Source organism: Planococcus sp. FY231025 (genome assembly GCF_052078085.1).
Taxonomy (GTDB): Bacteria; Bacillota; Bacilli; order Bacillales_A; family Planococcaceae; genus Planococcus.
The window spans coordinates 393,145-413,104 of record NZ_JBQJJG010000005.1 but is presented as its reverse complement, the minus strand read 5'-3'; the positions used below and the strand labels follow the sequence as shown (position 1 = coordinate 413,104).

At 52.3% G+C, this 19,960-nt stretch carries 17 protein-coding genes; 1 reads left to right on the top strand and 16 read right to left on the bottom strand.

Annotation, left to right across the window (positions count from 1 at the left end; all coding sequences use genetic code 11):
• Nucleotides 1-2: 2 nt before the first annotated feature.
• The 4 genes from ACTL32_RS08380 to mce all read right to left on the bottom strand — a co-directional run bounded on the left by ACTL32_RS08380 (nucleotide 3) and on the right by mce (nucleotide 4,769).
• The gene (locus ACTL32_RS08380; RefSeq protein WP_441341206.1) at nucleotides 3-1,244 is read right to left on the bottom strand and encodes a DNA polymerase IV; all 1,242 of its coding nucleotides are present in this window, start codon (nucleotides 1,242-1,244) and stop codon (nucleotides 3-5) included.
• 431 nt (nucleotides 1,245-1,675) lie between these two features.
• Nucleotides 1,676-2,794 (bottom strand): M20/M25/M40 family metallo-hydrolase, encoded by a 1,119-nt coding sequence (locus ACTL32_RS08375; protein ID WP_441341015.1) that lies wholly within the window; start codon nucleotides 2,792-2,794, stop codon nucleotides 1,676-1,678.
• 19 nt (nucleotides 2,795-2,813) lie between these two features.
• Complete coding sequence (locus ACTL32_RS08370; protein WP_441341014.1) at nucleotides 2,814-4,355, bottom strand: acyl-CoA carboxylase subunit beta; 1,542 nt, start codon at nucleotides 4,353-4,355, stop codon at nucleotides 2,814-2,816.
• Nucleotides 4,356-4,370: 15 nt separating this feature from the next.
• Nucleotides 4,371-4,769: a methylmalonyl-CoA epimerase gene (gene mce, locus ACTL32_RS08365; RefSeq protein WP_441341013.1), complete on the bottom strand. Its 399-nt coding sequence runs from the start codon at nucleotides 4,767-4,769 to the stop codon at nucleotides 4,371-4,373.
• Between the two features lie 165 nt (nucleotides 4,770-4,934).
• Between mce and prli42 the strand changes: the two genes are divergently transcribed.
• Entirely contained in the window at nucleotides 4,935-5,030 is a 96-nt protein-coding gene (prli42, locus tag ACTL32_RS08360) for a stressosome-associated protein Prli42 (RefSeq protein ID WP_204890514.1), read from the top strand.
• A 53-nt stretch (nucleotides 5,031-5,083) separates the two neighbouring features.
• Here the strand turns inward: prli42 and ACTL32_RS08355 are convergent, their stop codons facing one another.
• From ACTL32_RS08355 to ACTL32_RS08300, 12 genes are all read right to left on the bottom strand, one after another.
• Nucleotides 5,084-5,680 carry a class I SAM-dependent methyltransferase gene (locus tag ACTL32_RS08355; protein WP_441341012.1) on the bottom strand — a complete coding sequence of 199 codons (597 nt, stop codon included), beginning with the start codon at nucleotides 5,678-5,680 and terminating at the stop codon, nucleotides 5,084-5,086.
• A 94-nt stretch (nucleotides 5,681-5,774) separates the two neighbouring features.
• On the bottom strand, nucleotides 5,775-6,758 hold the full coding sequence (locus ACTL32_RS08350; protein ID WP_441341011.1) for an aromatic acid exporter family protein: 984 nt from the start codon (nucleotides 6,756-6,758) through the stop codon (nucleotides 5,775-5,777).
• Between the two features lie 56 nt (nucleotides 6,759-6,814).
• Nucleotides 6,815-7,255, bottom strand: a complete 441-nt coding sequence (locus ACTL32_RS08345) for a BrxA/BrxB family bacilliredoxin (protein ID WP_441341010.1) — start codon at nucleotides 7,253-7,255, stop codon at nucleotides 6,815-6,817.
• A gap of 68 nt (nucleotides 7,256-7,323) precedes the next feature.
• Entirely contained in the window at nucleotides 7,324-8,391 is a 1,068-nt protein-coding gene (gene meaB / locus ACTL32_RS08340) for a methylmalonyl Co-A mutase-associated GTPase MeaB (protein WP_441341009.1), read from the bottom strand.
• The gene (gene scpA, locus ACTL32_RS08335) at nucleotides 8,391-10,538 is read right to left on the bottom strand and encodes a methylmalonyl-CoA mutase (RefSeq protein ID WP_441341008.1); all 2,148 of its coding nucleotides are present in this window, start codon (nucleotides 10,536-10,538) and stop codon (nucleotides 8,391-8,393) included. Before scpA ends, meaB begins: the two co-directional genes overlap by 1 nt.
• 2 nt (nucleotides 10,539-10,540) lie before the next feature.
• The gene (locus ACTL32_RS08330; RefSeq protein ID WP_441341007.1) at nucleotides 10,541-12,235 is read right to left on the bottom strand and encodes a methylmalonyl-CoA mutase family protein; all 1,695 of its coding nucleotides are present in this window, start codon (nucleotides 12,233-12,235) and stop codon (nucleotides 10,541-10,543) included.
• Nucleotides 12,236-12,664: 429 nt separating this feature from the next.
• Entirely contained in the window at nucleotides 12,665-14,014 is a 1,350-nt protein-coding gene (locus tag ACTL32_RS08325; RefSeq protein ID WP_441341006.1) for a dihydrolipoamide acetyltransferase family protein, read from the bottom strand.
• A 27-nt stretch (nucleotides 14,015-14,041) separates the two neighbouring features.
• Complete coding sequence (locus tag ACTL32_RS08320) at nucleotides 14,042-15,025, bottom strand: alpha-ketoacid dehydrogenase subunit beta (protein ID WP_441341005.1); 984 nt, start codon at nucleotides 15,023-15,025, stop codon at nucleotides 14,042-14,044.
• Nucleotides 15,025-16,029 carry a thiamine pyrophosphate-dependent dehydrogenase E1 component subunit alpha gene (locus ACTL32_RS08315; RefSeq protein WP_441341004.1) on the bottom strand — a complete coding sequence of 335 codons (1,005 nt, stop codon included), beginning with the start codon at nucleotides 16,027-16,029 and terminating at the stop codon, nucleotides 15,025-15,027. The genes ACTL32_RS08320 and ACTL32_RS08315 overlap by 1 nt, the downstream gene beginning before the upstream one ends.
• Nucleotides 16,030-16,042: 13 nt before the next feature.
• The gene (gene lpdA, locus ACTL32_RS08310) at nucleotides 16,043-17,470 is read right to left on the bottom strand and encodes a dihydrolipoyl dehydrogenase (protein WP_441341003.1); all 1,428 of its coding nucleotides are present in this window, start codon (nucleotides 17,468-17,470) and stop codon (nucleotides 16,043-16,045) included.
• 22 nt (nucleotides 17,471-17,492) lie between these two features.
• Nucleotides 17,493-18,581: a butyrate kinase gene (buk, locus tag ACTL32_RS08305; RefSeq protein WP_441341002.1), complete on the bottom strand. Its 1,089-nt coding sequence runs from the start codon at nucleotides 18,579-18,581 to the stop codon at nucleotides 17,493-17,495.
• Between the two features lie 273 nt (nucleotides 18,582-18,854).
• Nucleotides 18,855-19,949 (bottom strand): Leu/Phe/Val dehydrogenase, encoded by a 1,095-nt coding sequence (locus ACTL32_RS08300; protein ID WP_441341001.1) that lies wholly within the window; start codon nucleotides 19,947-19,949, stop codon nucleotides 18,855-18,857.
• Between the last annotated feature and the right edge of the window lie 11 nt (nucleotides 19,950-19,960).

The window sequence follows — 19,960 nt, the reverse complement described above, 5'->3', positions numbered from 1 at the left end:
CCCTACTTTCTTTCATGTTCGTGGTCATCCAGAAAATCCTTGCTGAAGCTGGTCTTGGAATCATACGAGGTCTTTTTGTATTTCGCGCCTTTGATCACGACGTTCTTGCCGAACTTTGCTTCGAGCTTGCTCATCAGTTCGAGCAGCGGCTCTTCTCTGGCATGCTCCTGATAATTGAACAAGCTGAGCTGCTCGGTCATTTCGCCTTTGTCCGCAACATTCGACACAGTGACGCCGACTAGCCGCAGCGGTTCGCCGTTCCAGTGCCTGGTGAACAGCTCCCAGGCGTTCCGGAATATATCATCCGCTTTCCACACCGTGTTTTTCAACGTGATGCTTCGGGTGCGGTTCTGCCAATCGGAGCTCCGCGTCTGGATGCTGACGGTCGGGCCGGCAAGCTCTTTCGCTTCGAGCCGGTTCGCCACTTTATCGGACAGCTTGCGGAAAATCGCTTTCAGCTCTGCTTCATCGGTTTCATCAATGGGAAGCGTCGTCGATGTGCCGACGCTTTTCGTATCGTAGATGGAATCGGGATCCACAATTCTTTCATCGATGCCGTTCGCGCGCATCTGGAGCCGGATGCCGTTTTTCCCCATCTTCTCTTTCATGAGGCCTTCATTTGCCGTCGCCAGGTCGCCGATCGTCAATATCGACAGCCGCTTCAATTTCTCCGCTGTGCTTTCGCCGATGCCATGCATCTCGATAACCGGCAAATGCCAAAGTTTTTCTTGGATATCCCGTTTGCGCAGAATGGTGATGCCAAGCGGCTTTTTCATATCCGAGGCAGTCTTCGCCAGAAATTTGTTCGGGGCAATGCCAAGCGAACATGGCAGATCCAGCTCCGACAGCATGCGCTGCTGGATTTCCTTCGCCAATTCAACGGCATCCCGTTCCATGGCAATGTCAGTGACATCGACATAACCTTCATCGATCGACACCGGCTCGACCAGGTCGGTGTATGAGCGCAAGATTGCGAACATCGCCTTGGAAGCTGCCCGGTACCGCTCGAAATTCGGCGGCAGGAGGATGAGCTCCGGAAATTTGCGCTTCGCTTCGTGCACTTGCATCGTCGTATAGATGCCATGGGCACGCGCTTCATAGGAGCAAGTCACGATGATGCCCCGCCGCTCTTTCGGATTTCCTGCAATCGCGAGCGCTTTCCCTTTCAGGCTCGGGTCATGCGACTGTTCGACCGATGCATAAAAACTATTCATATCGATGTGGAAAATCACTCGCCCTGCCATATAGATCGCTTCGCTTTCTTCATTGTATTCTTCCATTTTACCATAAGAAAAGCGCGTCCGCCTTACTTGCCGCGCGGCTGGAGTTCAGACCATGCTATGCTTGGGCTGAATTAAAACCTGAGAACTCTTTGTTTTTATTCCTGGAAAACGAATGTTTCTCCTGCAGTTGGCGGAGAATGCTTCTATGGGAACATTCATTATTATGGCTAGGAAAATAAATACGCTCAGCGAATGTTAAAATACGCACGACGATTGAGGAAATACGCACGACAAAGGTTAAAATACGCTCAGCAAAGGTTAAATACGATTCTGAGGATTCCTGCCCACTATTATTGTTTCTCTAATTGATGCCAATTACCATTTTCCCTAATTGCTTATCTACAAAATAAAACAGAGAGACCCGGCCAGGTCCTCTCTGTTTCGATGGCACATTATTTTTTTACGGACTCTTTGACGATCTCCACGAGAAGTTCCGTCAGCTTCTCGAGTTCTTCGATCGGCATGCGTTCTTTTTTGGTATGGATTTCTTCATAGCCGACACACAAGTTCACCGTCGGGATTCCGAAACCGTTGAAGATATTGGCATCGCTTCCCCCGCCGCTTGTGAGGATCGGTGAGGGGCGTCCGATGTTCGCTGCCGCCCGTTTGGCGATTTCCACAACCGGTGCGTCTTCATCGAACGAAAATCCAGGGTACATCAGCTTGACTTCCGTGACCGCACGGCCGCCGAAGCTTTCCGCCACTTCCTCGAAGACGGATTCCATATGAGCGGTCTGAGCGGCCAGCTTGTCTTCTTTGATGGAACGGGCTTCTGACAAAATATGCACTTCGTCGCAGACGATGTTCGTCGCTTTGCCGCCTTCGAAACGGCCGATGTTTGCGGTCGTCTCGGAATCGATGCGGCCGAGCGTCATTTTGGATATCGCTTTTGCAGCCAGCGTGATGGCGGAGATGCCTTTTTCAGGCGCTACTCCGGCATGCGCTGTTTTGCCATAGATCGTGGTCCACAGTTTCGCCTGGTAAGGCGCGGCTGTGACAATGCCGCCTACTTTGCCGTTGCTGTCCACGGCGTAGCCGTATTTCGCGAACAAGAGCGACGCGTCCAGCTCTTTTGCACCCACGAGGCCGCTTTCCTCTCCGGCGGTGATGACGAACTGGATATCGCCATGCTCGATTTCCTGCTCCTGGATCACACGGATCATTTCGAACATGGCGGCGATGCCTGCCTTGTCGTCAGCCCCGAGGATCGTCGTACCGTCGGAATAGACATAACCGTTGCGGATTTCCGGCTGGATGTTCTTCCCCGGTACGACTGTGTCCATATGGGAAGTGAAATAAATCGCCGGCACGTCCGGCGCTGCTCCGCGAAGCGTGGCAATCAGGTTGCCGGCACCGTGGCCGTTATGGAACGCTGAATTGTCTTCTTTCACATAAAATCCGAGCGCTTCCATTTTTTCTTTCAGGACTTTTGCAATCTTCGCTTCATCTTTTGTTTCTGAGTCAATTTGTACCAACTCGAGAAATTCATTGAGCAATCTGTCTTTCTTCATTTTGGTACCTCTTTTTCTATTATAATGGCATGTTGCCGTGCTTTTTGGCAGGGCGGGAATCTTTCTTGTGGCGCATCATTTCAAGCGCCTGGATCAGTTTAATGCGGGTTTCCCGCGGATCGATGACGTCATCCACCATTCCTTGCGCTGCTGCGACATAAGGGTTTGCGAACTTCTCGCGGTATTCTTCGATTTTCTGGGCGCGCATCTCTTCCGGGTTGTCGCTTGCAGCGATTTCACGTGCAAAGATGATGTTTGCAGCGCCGTTTGGCCCCATAACGGCGATTTCCGCATTCGGCCATGAATAAACCAGATCCGCGCCGATCGATTTCGAGTTCAGGGCAACGTAGGCGCCGCCATATGCTTTGCGCAGGATGACTGTCATTTTCGGCACAGTCGCTTCCGAGTACGCATAAAGGATCTTCGCGCCGTGGCGGATGATGCCGCCGTGTTCCTGTTTGATGCCCGGGAAAAAGCCAGTGACATCTTCGAACGTGATCAACGGGATGTTGAATGAGTCACAGAAGCGGATAAACCGCGCCGCTTTATCGGAAGAATCGATGTCCAGGCCGCCTGCCATCACTTTCGGCTGATTGCACACCAATCCGACGGTTTCACCTTTGATCCGTGCAAGGCCGATGACGATATTGCGGGCAAACTCCGGCTGCACTTCCATGAAGCTGTCCGTATCTACGACCTGCTCCACGACTTTCCGGACATCGTATGGCCGGATGGCTTCATATGGAACAACATCCGCTAGGTCCGGACGGTAATCGTCCTTTTCATCCACGGCAAGGCGCGGCGGCAGCTCCTGGTTGTTCTGCGGCAAGTAACTGATAAGGCGGCGCACCATGTTCAGGACTTCCTCTTCGGAATCCGAACGGAAATGCGCATTTCCGCTGATTGCTGTATGTACTCTCGATCCACCGAGGTCTTCGGAAGAAATCTTCTCGCCGGTCACCGTTTCGATGACTTTCGGGCCTGTGATGAACATCTGGCTCGTTTTATCGACCATGAAAACAAAATCCGTGATTGCCGGCGAATACACCGCGCCGCCGGCAGATGGCCCCATAATGACCGAAATTTGGGGAATGACCCCGGAATAGATCGAATTGCGGTAGAAGATATGGCCGTAGCCATCAAGCGATAAGACGCCTTCCTGGATGCGGGCGCCGCCTGAATCGTTCAGGCCGATGAATGGCGCGCCGTTTTTCGCCGCCAAGTCCATGACGTTGGCGATTTTCTTCGCATGCATTTCGCCGAGTGCCCCGCCGAAGACCGTGAAGTCCTGTGAAAACAGGTAGATCGGGCGTCCGTTGACTTTTCCGTATCCTGTGACCACGCCTTCGCCAGGGCCTTTTGCCATGCCGAAATCGGTCGTCCGGTGTTCCATGAACGGGCTGAGCTCCACGAATGAGCCTTCATCGACCAATAATTCGATCCGTTCCCGCGCTGTCAGCTTCCCCTTTTCGTGCTGCTTGCTGATGCGGTCTTCCCCGCCCCCAAGCTCGATTTCCCGCTTGCGGTCGTACAATTCATTGATTCTTTCGTAAATGTCCATTTCCCCACTCCTCAATCATTGCTTTTCACAAAGTTCGTATAATACCCCATTTGAAGATTTCGGATGCAAAAAGGCAACCATCGCCCCGCCAGCTCCCGGTTTTGCTTCCTCGCTTAAGAGCTGCACCCCTTTTTCACGCAGTTCCGCCATTCGCGTATCGATGTCTTCCACGCCGAACGCGATGTGGTGGATGCCTTCGCCCCGCTTGTCTATGAACTTGGCTATCGGGCTCGTCTCATCCATGGGCTCCAGCAGTTCCAGTTTGATGTTGCCGGCATCGATGAACGCAACCCGCACTTTCTGCGAAGCCACTTCCTCGATTTTCAATAAAGGACAGCCGAGCGTCTCCGTGTAATACGGAATGACATCTTCCAAAATACGCACTGCGATGCCGATATGGTCGACTTTCTTCATCTTTTTCACTTCCTTTTTTATGTTCTCTTTTATTGTACCTATTCAAGCCTTAAAACTCTAGCTGTTCGCAGAATATTGGGTACAGTAAACCGTCACTCTACAAATTGCTCTCCATTTATGGTATCATTTTTCTAAGCAATCAAGAGACAAAGGAGCAATAATTGAATGAGAAACCAATCTTTCCGCAAATTTGTTATCTATGCAATGATCACATTGATGCTATTGTCGTCACTGATGATGGGCCTTAGCTTCATCATTTAATCTTCAAAAAGAACAGCAGAAGCCTCCTGGCTTCTGCTGTTTTCAATTCGATGCTATTTAAAGGCGCTGGCAATGAACATTGAAGCATCCTGCCCGGCGAAAATACGGGGGCCGTGATGGAAAGTTCGTACGGACGGATTGCGGAAACCTGCTTCCCGCAGGCTTTCCTTCAGTCCCTCATGTGTGAAACCGTTATGGATCTTCGGATGGTTTACATTCGCGTTTTTATCAAAGTCGACAATGATCAGTTTGCCGCCTTCCGTCAGGATGCCATGCAATTCCTGCAGTATTTTCCGCGTATCCGGTATATGGAGCAGGACAAGGGACAGGAGAATGACGTCAGCCTGCAGCTCTGCCTTGTTTTGCGTGAAGTCCGAAACGAGCACTTCAGCATTGGTGATGCCCCGCTGTGCAATTTTGTATGAAGCGGCTTCAAGCATGCCTTCCGATGAATCTACAAGCATGACCGAATCCAGTAGATCCGCCAGCTCCAAGCTGACCAGGCCGGTGCCGCTGCCGTAATCCAGCAGGGATTGGGCTTGGGAGCCCCGCAATTCCTTCCGAACTTCCCCGACAACCACCTCTGCCAAGGCCTTTCTTTCCACGGTATCGTATTTTTTAGCCATCTCTTCGAAAATGTTGTTCTCCAATTCATTCTCCCCCTATTGTAAACCGATTACCGCTCGCTGCCGATCCATTCAAAAAGGATAGCCGCCCTTGAAGTTGAGCAGGCTATCCCTGAATTTAGGCATTCGACGTTTTCTTGTTTGTGAACCCTTTATAGGAAGACTTGATTTCCAAGTAATCTTCCATTTCTTCAATGACATGGTGAAGAGCTGCCATCGCCAAGAATTTCTGGTGGTTGTCCGGGAGCGGCATGTCGGCAAATTTAGCTTTTAAAGAAGCTAGCTTCGCCAAGTAATGGGACGCTGTGTTGCCGGAATGCACGTGGGCTGCCAAATCTTCCATAAATTCAGCCACTAAGCTGGACTGGCCGATGGTCACTGGCAGCGCTGTAATCTTCGGAAGTATGCGCTCGATGATTTCGAGCTGCTGTTCGCGCATGTCGAAATAGCGATAATACTTGTTTTCGAGCCTCGTGACATGATTTTCTACGTCCTGGTAGGCCAGTGCTTTGGCTTTCCGCAGGAGCGCTTCGCTTTCCATCAATTCCTTGCCTGTCCAGTCGGAATCGCCCTGCCGCAGATAATGTGCAGTTTCCTTAAAGATAGTGGAGTACAGCGTCTCAATGTCATACCGGTAAGCGTCGAGCTTTTTCTCGATGCTCGGCATGTACATATTGACTGCAAGCGCTGTTCCGAAACCGACAGCCATCAGGGATAATTCATTCAAAAACAGATCAAGCGTCAAATTCTTGGAATCGTAAATATGCAGCAGGATGACGGCGCTGGAAACAAAGCCGTCCGAAAATCCGAGCGATACCAGCACGGGGATGAACAACAGGATCATCAGCCCGAATATCGCCGGATGATAGGCAACTCCTTCAAAGAAGACAAAGGCATAGCCGATACCGATCAAGCTCGCGACAAAACGGGAAAACGCAGCCCGTATCGAGCGCTTCTTGGTCGGCTGGATGCACAGGATCGCCAGAATGCCGGCTGAAACATAATAATCCAATTGCAAAAGCTGCGCCACGTAGATCGCGGCTGCGGCGCCTGCCGCCGTTTTCATCGTCCGGTAGCCGATGGAGAATCGTTTCAGTTTCATAGCCCTCTCCTTTTTCACGTTAAAAAAGATGCCCTTTTTCAAGGGCATCTAAAAATTTAAATTTCGTTGCAGTGCTCTTCGAACATTTCCTGAATGTGCGAAATGACAGACATCGGGTCATGGCCTTCGATTTCGTGGCGGCCGATTTCGTCCACCATCTTGCCGTCTTTCAGCAAGACGAATGAAGGAGAAGACGGCAGGTGGTCATCGCCGAAAATGGCGCGGGCCTGAGCTGTCGCTTCCTTGTCCTGGCCTGCAAAAACCGTCAGCAAACGGTCCGGGCGCTTGTCGTAATGCACGGAATGCAATGCAGCAGGGCGTGCAATGCCGCCGGCGCATCCGCAGACCGAGTTGATCATGACGAGGCTAGTGCCGGGCTGTGCAAACACTTCGTTCACTTCTTCAGCTGTCTCTAATTGTGTATATCCGCCGTCAACCAATTCCTGACGCGCTTGTTTGACGATATCGTTCATCAAAAAGTTGAAATCCATAGCCATTCGTTCATCACTCCTTTAAATTTTCCTTCATTAATCATAGCAGGCTTTGAATAGACTTGCAAAAGAGCTTACTCAAAAAGGGTTTCGATGGCGCGGGTGACGGTCACCTGTTCCTCCATCACTTTTTGTTCCAGTTCCTTCACTTGCTCACGGCGCGTGCGGTCGTCGAAAAAGCGGCTGAGCAGCTCGTCGGTGAGCATCGAACGGAACCAGTCTTTTGTCTGTTTTTGGCGGCGGCTCTTGAAGATGCCGTTCGCTTTTGCAGCCGATTCGAATTCCTGTACCATGTCCCAGACTTCCCGGATGCCGGACTCTTCGAACGAAGAGGCTGGCAGAGCTTGCGTTTTCCAGCCTTCCGTCGCCTGCTGCAGGAAATGCAGGATGCTTTTGTATTCGCGGACGGTCTTTTTCGCGAGCTCCGCGTTCGGCCCGTCCGCCTTGTGGACGATGATGGCATCCGCAAGCTCGAGGATGCCCTTTTTCATGCCTTGCAGCTCATCCCCGGCACCGGTCAAAACGAGCAGCAGAAACATGTCGACCATACCGCGCACCAGCGTCTCGCTTTGTCCGACGCCGACCGTTTCCACCAAAATGATGTTGTAGCCAGCCGCTTCACACAGCAGCATCGTCTCGCGCGTCTTTTTGTGGACGCCGCCCAGTGTGCCGGCTGTCGGTGAAGGCCGTATGAACGCTTTCGGATTTTTCGCCAAGCTTTCCATCCGGGTCTTGTCGCCGAGGATGCTGCCGCCGGTGACCGACGAACTCGGGTCGATGGCGAGGACCGCCACACGGTGCCCAAGCGAAGTCAGCAGCTCGCCGAATGTCTCGATAAACGTGCTTTTTCCGGCTCCCGGAACGCCAGTGATGCCGATCCGGATGCTGTTCCCGGTTTCAGGCAGCAGCCGGTTCAAGAGCTCCTGCCCGAATTTCTTGTCGTCCGGATTGGCGCTTTCCAGAAGCGTGATCGCCTTTCCTAAATGCAAACGCGATCCGCTCTGGACTCCGTTGGCCAGTTCTTCCAGATCGAAATTCCTTGCCGGAGGTTTTTTGAACTTTTTGCGGGGCGCCGATTTCATGCCGTCATGGGACTCATTGACCCCTTCCATGACCCGGCGCGACCCTTGTTCGCGGTCCATCAGTCGGCCACTTCCTCATATCCGAGCCGCTGGTAGATTTCTTCAATGACTTTTTGGGCCGCTACCGGAATGACGGTTCCCGGACCGAAAATGGCGCTTGCGCCGTTTTCGCGGAGGAATGCATAATCCTGTGCCGGAATGACCCCGCCGACGACAATTAAGATGTCCTCGCGCCCGACTTTTTTCAATTCCGCTGCCAAATCCGGTACAAGTGTCATATGGCCGGCAGCCAGGGAACTGACCCCGATGACATGTACATCATTCTCAGCTGCCTGCTGTGCGGTTTCTGCAGGGGTCTGGAAGAGCGGTCCGATATCCACATCAAAGCCAAGATCGGCAAATGCCGTCGCGATTACTTTCGCGCCGCGGTCATGGCCATCCTGCCCCATCTTCGCAATCAGGATGCGAGGACGGCGACCTTCATTTTCAATAAAATCTTCGGTCATTTCTTTGACGATCTTCATTTCTCCCTGGTTGGAGAAGTTGGAGCTGTATACGCCGCTCACTGAACGGATCACCGCCTTATGTCTGCCGGACGCTTTTTCGATGGCATCCGAAATTTCCCCGAGCGACGCGCGGTGGCGCGCCGCATCGATGGCACATGCCAAAATATTGGCTTCGCCGCTTTCGGCAGCATGCGCCAATGCATCCAGGGCTTTTTGGACCCTTTCCTCGTCACGTTCCGCTTTCATGCGGTCGAGCCGCTCAATCTGCTTTTTGCGGACCATCGTGTTGTCGATGTTCAGGATATCGATCGGGTCTTCCTGGTCGAGCCGGTAGCGGTTGACCCCGATGATGACTTCTTCATTCGAATCGATTTGCGCCTGCTTTTTGGCAGCCGCTTCTTCGATCCGCATCTTCGGCAAGCCGGTTTCAATCGCTTTTGCCATGCCGCCGAGCTCTTCGACTTCCTCGATCAATGCCCATGCTTTCTCCGTCAATTCCTTTGTAAGCGCCTCGACATAATGCGAACCGCCCCATGGATCGATGACTTTGGTCATGCCGGTTTCTTCCTGAAGGAACAACTGCGTATTGCGCGCAATTCGAGCGGAGAAATCGGTCGGAAGCGCAATCGCTTCATCAAGTGCATTCGTGTGCAGTGATTGCGTATGGCCCATCGCCGCCGCGTTCGCTTCAATCAACGTACGCGTGACGTTATTGAATGGGTCCTGCTCGGTCAGACTCCAGCCTGAAGTCTGAGAGTGCGTCCGGAGTGCCAGCGATTTATCGTTTTTCGGATCGAACGATTTCATCATCTTCGCCCAGATTTCCCGGCCGGCGCGCATTTTCGCAATCTCCATAAAGTAGTTCAGGCCAATGCCCCAGAAGAACGACAGGCGCGGTGCGAATGAATCAATGCCGATCCCGGCAGCGAGCCCGGTGCGGACGTATTCCAGTCCATCAGCCAGCGTGTAAGCCAGCTCGATGTCAGCTGTCGCTCCTGCTTCCTGGATGTGGTAGCCCGAGATGGAAATCGAGTTGAACTTCGGCATATGCTCAGAAGTGTATTTAAAGATATCCGCGATGATCTTCATCGACATCGCCGGCGGATAGATATACGTGTTGCGGACCATATACTCTTTTAGAATGTCGTTCTGGATCGTTCCCGCCAATTGCTCCGGAGAGACGCCTTGCTCTTCCGCAGCGACGATGAAAAACGCCATGATCGGCACAACGGCCCCATTCATGGTCATGGAAACCGACATCTGGTCCAGCGGAATGCCGTCAAAGAGGATTTTCATGTCTTCGACGCTGTCGATCGCGACGCCTGCCTTGCCGACATCGCCGACGACGCGCGGATGATCGGAATCATAGCCGCGGTGGGTGGCCAAGTCAAAAGCGACGGAAAGGCCCTTCTGCCCCATCGCCAAGTTACGGCGGTAAAACGCGTTGCTTTCTTCAGCAGTCGAGAAGCCTGCATACTGTCGTACGGTCCACGGGCGAGAAACGTACATTGTCGGGTACGGCCCGCGGACATTCGGTGCAAAGCCCGGCATGCTGTCCTGTAGGGTTTCCGTGTCTTCCGCCGTGTAGACCGGTTTGACCGCAATCCCTTCATTCGTTTCAAAAGGCTCTTGTTGGATGGCTTCATTTTGCTTGATTCTCAAATGTGCTAAATCCACTTTGGAAAAATCAGGTTTCGGCATGTTTACAAGGCCTCCTTTCCGAGACTGAGGATTTGTTCGAGCTTGGATGTAATATGCCGTCCGGAATAGATGGCGTCTTGTACGCCATATGACTTCCATTCTTCCGATTTGTCTGCTGGAATTCTGCCGGCTACATCGACGTTAGCCTCTGTGTCCAACCCCGGTAATAGCTGCCCGATCTCTTCTTTCGATCCGCAAAGGACCGCATAGTCGATGCCATGTTCAGCCAAGTAGCGGTTAACTTCTTCGGCTGTCGTCAGTTCCGGGCTGATCGCCGGTTCGATGCCGCCGACTGCCAGGAAGCCCTGCACAAAATCGGACTGCGCTTTGACCGTCTTTAACGGGCCAAGGAGAAGGATCGCCGCCTTCAAAATTTTCTCTTTGTTTTGCGATCGCAATTTTTCGAAAGGCGACGCCAGGCGTTTCGCTGTGATGTACTCAAGGTGGCTGTCATCGATCGCCCCTTCTTTTACCACTTCCTGCGGATCGGCGTAGACATTCGTGCCGATCAGAGAGGCTTTCCGTGTGGCCACTTGTTCTTTGCGCTCCAACCACTTCGCCTGGAAGTCATCTGCAAGCCAGCCGGACTGCATCACTTCGGCATAGCCGCCGGCCTGTTCAATTTCGAGGAAATAGCTCCATGCCGCATCGACGTACTCTTTCGTCAGCGTCTCGATAAAATAAGAACCGGCCGAAGCGTCAAGCACATGGGTCACATGCGTTTCTTCTTTTAGGACCAATTGGACATTGCGCGCAATGCGGCGGCTTTTGGAGTCCGGCCCCGTCAGGAAATCATGCGGATGGACCGTATGGGCATTTGAACCGCCGAGTACCGCAGAAAAGGCGGAATTGCCTGCACGGAGCAAGTTCACATAGGAATCCAATTTGGAATAAGAGCGCACCGAACTCTCGGTGAAGACCGGAATCGGCGGTGCTTCTTGGCCATACGCTTCACAAAAAGCGTTCCACAGCACGCGGAAAGCGCGCAGTTTCGCGATTTCCTGGAAAAATTGCGTATCCACTGCAAAACGGACCCATAATTTCGAAGCCTCTTCAGAGAAATTCTCTTTTGAAACCGATTCGGCGAGAATGCTGAGCGCCACCCCGAGTTCGTGGACAATCGTGCCGCCTGCCTGGTGGACAGGGATGGTATCGACCATCCTTGTCCGCACATTCTTCGGCGCTTCTACCGGGTGTTCCGAGAAAATGACACCTTGGACATGATCAGAATGGTCTACGTCGATAAAGTCGAAGACGCGCAGGATTTCGTTGTCTTCCTTGACCAGCTTGAAATAAAGCGGGTAGCGGACGATCAATGCTGCAAGCTCCTCCAGTTCAGCGTCCGACCAGACCAGGTTTTTATGGCTGGTATAGACGATCATTTCATTCCCTTTGGAAATATCTTCTTTGGCAGCCTCCAAAAAACCGGCTGCCGTTTCTGCAGCCGTTTCCTGTGCGATAAACCAGCCTGGCAAGCGCTTGCCATTCTGGACGGCGGCCGCCTGGTTTTCTGCCGAATGGAGGATGCGTTCGAGCATTTCTTTGGTATATAAAGGTTCGAGGGTAATCTCTTCAATGGTCGGCGTTTTTAATGTCTCGTCAAAAGGCTTGCCTTTCAGCGCCTTTTGAGCCGCTTCTTTCCATTCCTGGTATGTACGTTCCGAAAATTGAGTCTTTTTCATTGATTCGATAGTCAAGTTTTTCCCTCCCTACAGGATCTCTCTTTCATTTTACCTGAGTGTTGCTGGACATTAAAGCAAAAAAAGGGGCTTTAACAATAAGCTTGTTGCTCATTCCGGCGGACGCTTTCCGCGGGCTTGCGCCGAACTAACTAAGAACCTGTGCTCCTGCGCAAGCTCGTCGCAAATACTTGCCCTCGCAAGCTTCGGTCAAGCATTGACTGGCGTCCGAGTGGATTTCGGCACTTCGCTTTCCCGCTGGCAAAAACGGTGCTCCTGCATCGCTTCGCTGCTTCGTCGCAAACAAGTTGGTCGAACTGCCTTCGACCAACTTGCTCGCCGCCTCCATTCCCAACAGTCTTATAAAAAATGCAAAAAGCTAGCAGGGAAAAGCAATGCTTTTTCCTGCTAGCTTTAAGATTAGATTCATAAGAAAACCTTTTAAACTTAATAAACAGATGTATTTTCTTTGTTCATGTTCTCCAGGATCTCTTTTACGCGGCCGAGGAATTGTCCGCAGACAAGCCCGTCAAGGACGCGGTGGTCTAGAGAAAGGCACAGGTTGACCATGTCGCGGGCGGCGATCATGCCGTTGCCCATGATCATCGGGCGTTTGACAATCGATTCCACTTGCAGGATGGCTGCCTGCGGATGATTGATGATGCCCATCGACTGGACCGATCCGAACGAACCGGTATTGTTGACGGTGAACGTTCCACCCTGCATGTCTGCAGAACCGAGTTTGCCGCCGCGCGCCTTGAGTGCAAGATCGTTGATGTCGCGGCCGATGCCTTTTACCGATTTTTCATCCGAATTGCGGATGACCGGCACAAAGAGGGCGTTATCAGAAGCGACAGCAATCGAGATGTTGATGTCTTTCTTCTGGATGATCTTGTCGCCTGCCCACATCGAGTTCATCATCGGGAATTCTTTCAAAGCTTGGGAAACGGCTTTCACGAAGAACGCGAAATACGTAATGTTAAACCCTTCTTTTTTCTTGAATTCGCCTTTGATCGAATCGCGGTATGCGACAAGGTCCGTGACGTCCACTTCGATCATCATCCATGCGTGAGGCGCTTCGTGCTTGCTCTTCAGCATATTGGCAGCAATTGCGCGGCGGACGCCGGTAACCGGAATTTCCACATCTCCCGGAGCGCTTTGGATTGGCGCCGATTTAGCGGCTGGTGCAGACGGCTGCGCTTGCGGTGCTTCCGTCTGTGGAGCCGGCGCTTCCGTTTGGGCAGGTGCTGCAGCCGGTGCATCGCCCGCTTTCGGGATATTGCCGCTTTCGATCAAGGCTAGCAAATCTTTGCGCGTGATGCGCCCTTCATTGCCGGACCCCTGTACTTGAGACAAATCGATGTCGTTATCTTGAGCCAGGCGGAGGACCGCTGGCGAGTAGCGGGCTTTCGATCCTTCCGGACGAACCGGTTGGGAAGAGCCTTTTTCGCCCGTCAAGCCTTTTGTAACTTCTGTGTCCGCTGCCGGCATGACGTTTTCTTTTCCTGCATTGGCAGGCTGCGGCGTCGCTTCTTCAGCAGGGGCTGAATCGCCGCCTTCTGTTTCGATCGTGCAGACGATTTCGCCGACTGCGAGTGTTTCCCCTTCAGCAGCAACCAGTTCCTTGATGGTCCCTGTGAATGAAGAAGGCACTTCCGCTGTCACTTTATCTGTGTTGACTTCCGCCAACGGGTCGTATTTATTGACGTGGTCGCCCGGCTGGACGAGCCATTTCTCAATGGTACCTTCCGTGACACTTTCGCCAAGCTGGGGCATTTTGATATTTTCAATAGCCAAAGGGATTCCTCCTTTTCTGCATTTCAATTAAAATTCTGCTAGTTCCCGCATCGCTTTTTCAACTTTGTCCGGGTTGATCATGAAGAATTTCTCCATCGTCGGCGCATACGGCATTGCCGGAATGTCCGGGCCGGCCAAGCGCTTGATCGGAGCATCCAGGTCGAACAGGCAGTTTTCAGCGATGATCGCTGCGACTTCCCCGATGATGCTTCCTTCTTTATTGTCTTCTGTCACTAGCAAAACTTTGCCGGTTTTCTTCGCTGCTTCGATGATCGCTTCTTTATCTAACGGATAAATCGTCCGCAGGTCAAGGATGTGCGCGGAGATGCCGTCTTCTGCCAGGCGCTCTGCCGCTTGAAGGGCAAAGTGGACCGCCAGGCCGTAAGTGATGACGGTGATATCGTCGCCTTCACGCTTCACATCGGCTTTGCCGATTTCGATCGTATAGTCTTCTTCCGGCACTTCGCCTTTGATTAGGCGGTAAGCGCGCTTGTGCTCGAAGAACATGACGGGATCTTCATCGCGGATTGCTGCTTTCAGCAAGCCTTTCGCGTCATACGGTGTTGAAGGGATGACGATTTTAAGTCCCGGCTGGTTTGCAAAAACCGCTTCCACGGATTGCGAATGGTACAAAGCGCCGTGGACGCCGCCGCCGAATGGCGCACGGAAAACGATCGGGCAGGACCAGTCGTTGTTTGAACGATAACGGATGCGCGAAGCTTCCGAGATGATCTGGTTGACTGCCGGCATGATGAAATCCGCGAACTGGAATTCTGCAATCGGGCGCATGCCGTACATGGCAGCGCCGATGGCTACGCCCGCGATAGCGGATTCCGCAAGCGGAGCATCCACTACTCGGTCTTCGCCGAACTGGTCGTACAAGCCCTGCGTCGCTTTGAAAACGCCGCCTTTTTTGCCGACATCCTCCCCGATGACAAAGACGTTTTCGTCGCGTTCCATTTCTTCTTTCATGGCAAGCGTGATGGCGTCGATATAATTCATAACTGCCATTATTCGTTACCCCCTTGTTCTGCGTAAACGTATTTCATGGCATGTTCCGGTTCTGCGTATGGTGCATTTTCAGCATAATCGGTTGCTTCGTTGACGATCGCCATGATGCGTTTGTTGATATCCGCTTCCAGCGCATCGTCCATGATGCCATTTTCTTTCAGATAAGCGCCGAATAAAAGAATCGGATCTTTTTCTTTTTGTGCAGCCAGTTCATCGGCTGAACGATATTGGCGGTGGTCATCATCCGAAGAGTGCGCCGTCATCCGCTCCGAGACGGTTTCGATCAAGCTCGGGCCTTCGCCGCGGCGTGCGCGGTCTGCCGCTTCTTTTACGTGCTTGTAGACTTCGATCGGGTCGTTTCCGTCGATCGTAACACCCGGCATGCCGTATCCGGCAGCGCGGTCTGAAACGTTCTTGCTCGCCACTTGGCGGTCATAAGGAACGGAAATCGCGTATTTATTGTTTTCGACCATCGTGATGACCGGCAATTTATGGACACCTGCAAAGTTCAGGCCTTCATGGAAATCCCCTTGGTTGGACGAGCCTTCACCAAGCGTCGTAAATGTGATGAAATCTTTTTTCTTCATTTTTCCGGCAAGCGCCACACCGACTGCGTGCGGCAATTGCGTCGTTACTGGAGAAGAACCTGTCAGGATGCGGTTTTTCTTCTGTCCGAAATGGCCCGGCATCTGGCGTCCGCCGGAGTTCGGATCTTCCGCTTTTGCGAATGCCGAAAGCATCAATTCTTTCGGAGTCATGCCGAAATGCAAGACGACGCCAAGGTCGCGGTAATAAGGTGCGATATAGTCTTTTGTGTTGTCCAGCGCGTAAGCCGCTCCGACCTGGGCCGCTTCCTGCCCCTGGCATGAGATGACGAACGGGATTTTGCCCGCCCGGTTCAACAGCCACATGCGCTCATCGACGCGGCGCGCCGTAAGCATCGTTTCATACATTTTCAGCAAATCATCGTTTGATAAGCCTACCTCTTCATGTCTTGAAGCCATTTAAATTCCTCCCTTAGCTATGAATCGCTTTGCCGTCTACAGCCAATGCCGCTTCGCCCATCACTTCGGAAAGTGTCGGGTGCGGATGGATCGTATCGGCGATTTCCCACGGTGTTGCATCCAGAACCATGGCCAGGCCAGCTTCTGAAATCATATCGGTCACGTGCGGCCCGATCATGTGGACACCTAGAATGTCATTTGTCGCTTTATCGGCTACGATTTTGACAAAACCGTCCGATTCTCCGTAAACAAGCGCTTTGCCGATCGCTTTGAAGGAGAATTTGCCGACTTTAACATCGTGGCCTTTTTCTTTCGCCTGCTCTTCAGTGATGCCAACGCTTGCAGCTTCCGGATTAGAATAAATGCAGCGGGACACCAGATCGTAATTGATGGCATGCGGATTGTTCCCTTTAATATGCTCGATCGCAGTAATGCCTTCGTGAGATGCGACATGCGCCAATTGAAGGCCGCCGATCACATCGCCGATTGCGTAGATATGCGATTCTTTGGTCTGGAATGAAGGTTTGACTTTGATAAAGCCGTTCTCCACCTGGATGTCCGTGTTTTCCAGTCCAATGTTCTCGACATTGGCTTGTCGCCCGACCGATACCAGCATTTTTTCAGCGGTGAAGGTTTCATTGCCGCCTTTTAGTTCGGCTTGGATTGTCACGCCGTTTTCACCGGTTTGAAGGGTATCCGCGAGCACTTTCGCACTTGTCGCAAACTTGATGCCTTTTTTCGCCAGCAATTTCTGCATTTCTTTTGAAACGTCCTTGTCTTCTGTCGGAATGATGCGGTCTGCGTATTCGATGACCGTCACGTCCACTCCAAAATCGTTGAGCATCGAAGCCCATTCGATTCCGATGACGCCGCCGCCGACAATCAAGATCGACTTCGGAAGCTCTTCCATTTGAAGCGCTTCATCGGAGCTCATGACGAATTCTCCGTCGATCGTCAGGCCAGGGAGCGTCCGCGGACGTGAGCCCGTTGCGATGATGACGTTATTCGGGATGAGCATTTCGTTTTCTTCACCGTTGGTCATTTCCACCGAAACCGTACCGGCATTCGGAGAAAAGATGGATGGCCCGAGAATCCGGCCGATGCCTTCATAGACATCAATCTTGCCTTTTTTCATCAAGCCTTTGACGCCATTGTGCAATTGGTCGACAATGCCTTGTTTGCGTTCCTGTACACGCGAAAAGTCCAAAGAAACTTCGCCTGTCGTCACACCGAAATCGGCGGCATGGTTTTTCGTAGTTGAATAGACCTCTGCGCTGCGGAGCAATGCTTTGCTCGGGATGCAGCCTTTATGAAGGCATGTTCCACCAAGATTCCCTTTTTCGACGATTGCTGTTTTTAAACCGAGCTGGGCAGAGCGGATCGCTGCGACATAGCCGCCGGTTCCGCCTCCCAGGATGACCACGTCATAATTTTGTGCCATATGTGAAGCCGACCTCCTTTAATTATTGTGCTGCTGGATAAATTTTCGCGTCTTCTTCTCCGTGCAGGACACGGGAAGCCCCTTCGGCAAGCGCCTGAAGTTCGTTTTCGCCTGGCTGGACCACCACGTCGGCAATCCAGCTGATGCGGCTGGTAATCGCTTCCACGAATCCTTTGCCGTAAGCCAGGCCGCCGGTCAAGATGATGGCGTCCACTTGGCCTTCGAGAACGGCGCTCGCAGATCCGATTTCCTTGGCTACCTGATACGCCATGGCATCATAGACAAGCTTCGCTTCCTCGTCGCCTTTTTGAATCCGCTTTTCGACCCGCACTGCGTCGTTCGTGCCCAGATAGCCGACGAGCCCGCCTTGGCCGACAAGCATCCGCATGATTTCCTGGCGGTAATACTGGCCGGAAAAGCACAATTCGACCAAATCGCCTGCCGGCACCGTCCCTGCGCGCTCCGGGCTGAATGGCCCGTCGCCATGCAGGCCGTTGTTGACATCGACAACCCGGCCGCCTTTATGTGCGCCAACCGTAATTCCGCCGCCCATGTGCACAACAATCAGGCGAAGGTCGCTATAGGCGCGACCTTGTTCTTTTGCGAACCGGCGGGCGACCGCCTTCTGGTTGAGTGCATGGAAGATCGATTTCCGTTCAATCAAATGAAAGCCGGAAATCCGGGCGATCGGGTCCAGTTCATCTACCACCACCGGGTCGACAATGAACGATGGGATATTTAATCCGTCAGCAATTTCAAAAGCGATGATGCCGCCTAAATTCGAGGCATGCTGGCCGGAAACACCTTTTCTCAGATCGTTGAGCATGGCTTCATTAACTGCATAGGTTCCGCCTTCGATCGGCCGGAGCAATCCGCCGCGTCCGCACACCGCACTCAAATTTGAGACATTCATGCCTTCTTCATCAAGCGCTTCCAAAATAGTCTGTTTGCGGAAAGCGAACTGGTCAATGATGGCAGGGAATTGTTCGAGCGATTCCGTTGAATGCCGAATTGTTTTTTCCATAATCAGGATATCGTTGTCAAAAACACCGATCTTGGTTGATGTCGAACCTGGGTTTAAGACCAAGATCCGATGCTGCTGTTTTTGCACAGCGACCCCTCCGTTTCGAATGTTGTATAAATTTGGGATTAATGCTTCTTGATAACGCTTCAGCCCCGTCACTCATGGCGGGGCTGCGGCGCATATCGATTTTTGAATCTTTCATTTGGCAAGCTCAACGGCCGTTTGCACTTTTCTTCTTGTCCAGCTCCAGCGCTTAGGCCCTCGAGGTCGCTTCGGTCTTGGCCAGAATGGCAAAGAGCGCCATTCACGCCAAGCCCTCCAGCGCTTGTCGGGCCTTGCAAAGCGCTTCCGCTTTTCTTTTTATCTTCTGCTTAGAATATTGTGTTCGTTGCGCAGGAATTGGCTTCTTGAGTTGCGCACGCGTTCAATGCGCTCTTCTGCCATACGGTCAGCCGCCTGGTAGCTCGGAATGCCGTCGCGTTTTGCGATTGCAAAAATTTTAGTGATGCTGTCGTAGATTGTTTCAACGCGCTTCATCGCACGCTCGTTGTTGTAGCCGTACAATTCATCGGCTACGTTGATGACGCCGCCTGAGTTAATTACGAAGTCAGGTGCGTATACGATGCCGCGTGCTTCGAGTTCATCGCCGTGGCGTTCTTCTTTCAATTGGTTGTTTGCCGAGCCGGCAACCACTTTCACTTTCAATTGAGGAATCGTTTCATCGTTGATGATCGCACCCATAGCACATGGCGCAAAGATGTCCGCATCTTGTGAGTAGATATCGTTCGGCGCCACTGCAACTGCCCCGAAAGCTTCAACCGCACGGTCGACCGCTTCCTGGTTAATGTCCGTTACGATCAATTTTGCGCCTTCTTTGTGGAGGTATTCGCAAAGTGTGTAGGCAACGTTCCCGACGCCTTGTACTGTGACCGTCTTGCCTTCCAATGAATCGTCGCCGTATGCTTCAAGAGCCGCCGCTTTCATCCCGATATAGCAGCCGTAAGCTGTAACCGGTGACGGGTTGCCTGAAGAGCCGAATGCCGGCGAAATGCCTGTGACAAAATCAGTTTCTTCGTGGATCAAGTCCATGTCCGCCACTGTTGTGCCCACATCTTCAGCAGTTATGTAGCGGCCGTTCAAGCCTTGGATGAAGCGGCCGAACGCGCGGAACATTTCTTCGTTCTTGTCTTTCAATGGATCGCCAATGATGACAGTTTTCCCGCCGCCCAGGTTCAGGCCGGCTGCAGCGTTCTTGTATGTCATTCCGCGGCCAAGGCGGATCGCATCTTCGATCGCTTCTTCTTCAGTTGCATAATTCCACATGCGGGTGCCGCCTAAAGCCGGCCCTAAAGTCGTGTCGTGGATGCAGATGATCGCTTTCAAGCCTGAAGTTTTATCTTGGCAAAAAACCAGTTGTTCGTAGTCGTGGTGTTCCATTCTTTTGAAGATTTCCATTGTCAATTCCT

Excerpts from the sequence above, each read along its gene's own strand:
- ACTL32_RS08380 (WP_441341206.1), bottom strand. The coding sequence starts at position 1,244 with ATGGCAGGGCGAGTGATTTTCCACATCGATATGAATAGTTTTTATGCA.
- ACTL32_RS08375 (WP_441341015.1), bottom strand. The coding sequence starts at position 2,794 with ATGAAGAAAGACAGATTGCTCAATGAATTTCTCGAGTTGGTACAAATT.
- ACTL32_RS08370 (WP_441341014.1), bottom strand. The coding sequence starts at position 4,355 with ATGGACATTTACGAAAGAATCAATGAATTGTACGACCGCAAGCGGGAA.
- mce (WP_441341013.1), bottom strand. The coding sequence starts at position 4,769 with ATGAAGAAAGTCGACCATATCGGCATCGCAGTGCGTATTTTGGAAGAT.
- prli42 (WP_204890514.1), top strand. The coding sequence starts at position 4,935 with ATGAGAAACCAATCTTTCCGCAAATTTGTTATCTATGCAATGATCACA.
- ACTL32_RS08350 (WP_441341011.1), bottom strand. The coding sequence starts at position 6,758 with ATGAAACTGAAACGATTCTCCATCGGCTACCGGACGATGAAAACGGCG.
- ACTL32_RS08345 (WP_441341010.1), bottom strand. The coding sequence starts at position 7,255 with ATGGCTATGGATTTCAACTTTTTGATGAACGATATCGTCAAACAAGCG.
- meaB (WP_441341009.1), bottom strand. The coding sequence starts at position 8,391 with ATGGACCGCGAACAAGGGTCGCGCCGGGTCATGGAAGGGGTCAATGAG.
- scpA (WP_441341008.1), bottom strand. The coding sequence starts at position 10,538 with ATGCCGAAACCTGATTTTTCCAAAGTGGATTTAGCACATTTGAGAATC.
- ACTL32_RS08320 (WP_441341005.1), bottom strand. The coding sequence starts at position 15,025 with ATGGCAGTTATGAATTATATCGACGCCATCACGCTTGCCATGAAAGAA.
- ACTL32_RS08315 (WP_441341004.1), bottom strand. The coding sequence starts at position 16,029 with ATGGCTTCAAGACATGAAGAGGTAGGCTTATCAAACGATGATTTGCTG.
- lpdA (WP_441341003.1), bottom strand. The coding sequence starts at position 17,470 with ATGGCACAAAATTATGACGTGGTCATCCTGGGAGGCGGAACCGGCGGC.
- ACTL32_RS08300 (WP_441341001.1), bottom strand. The coding sequence starts at position 19,949 with ATGGAAATCTTCAAAAGAATGGAACACCACGACTACGAACAACTGGTT.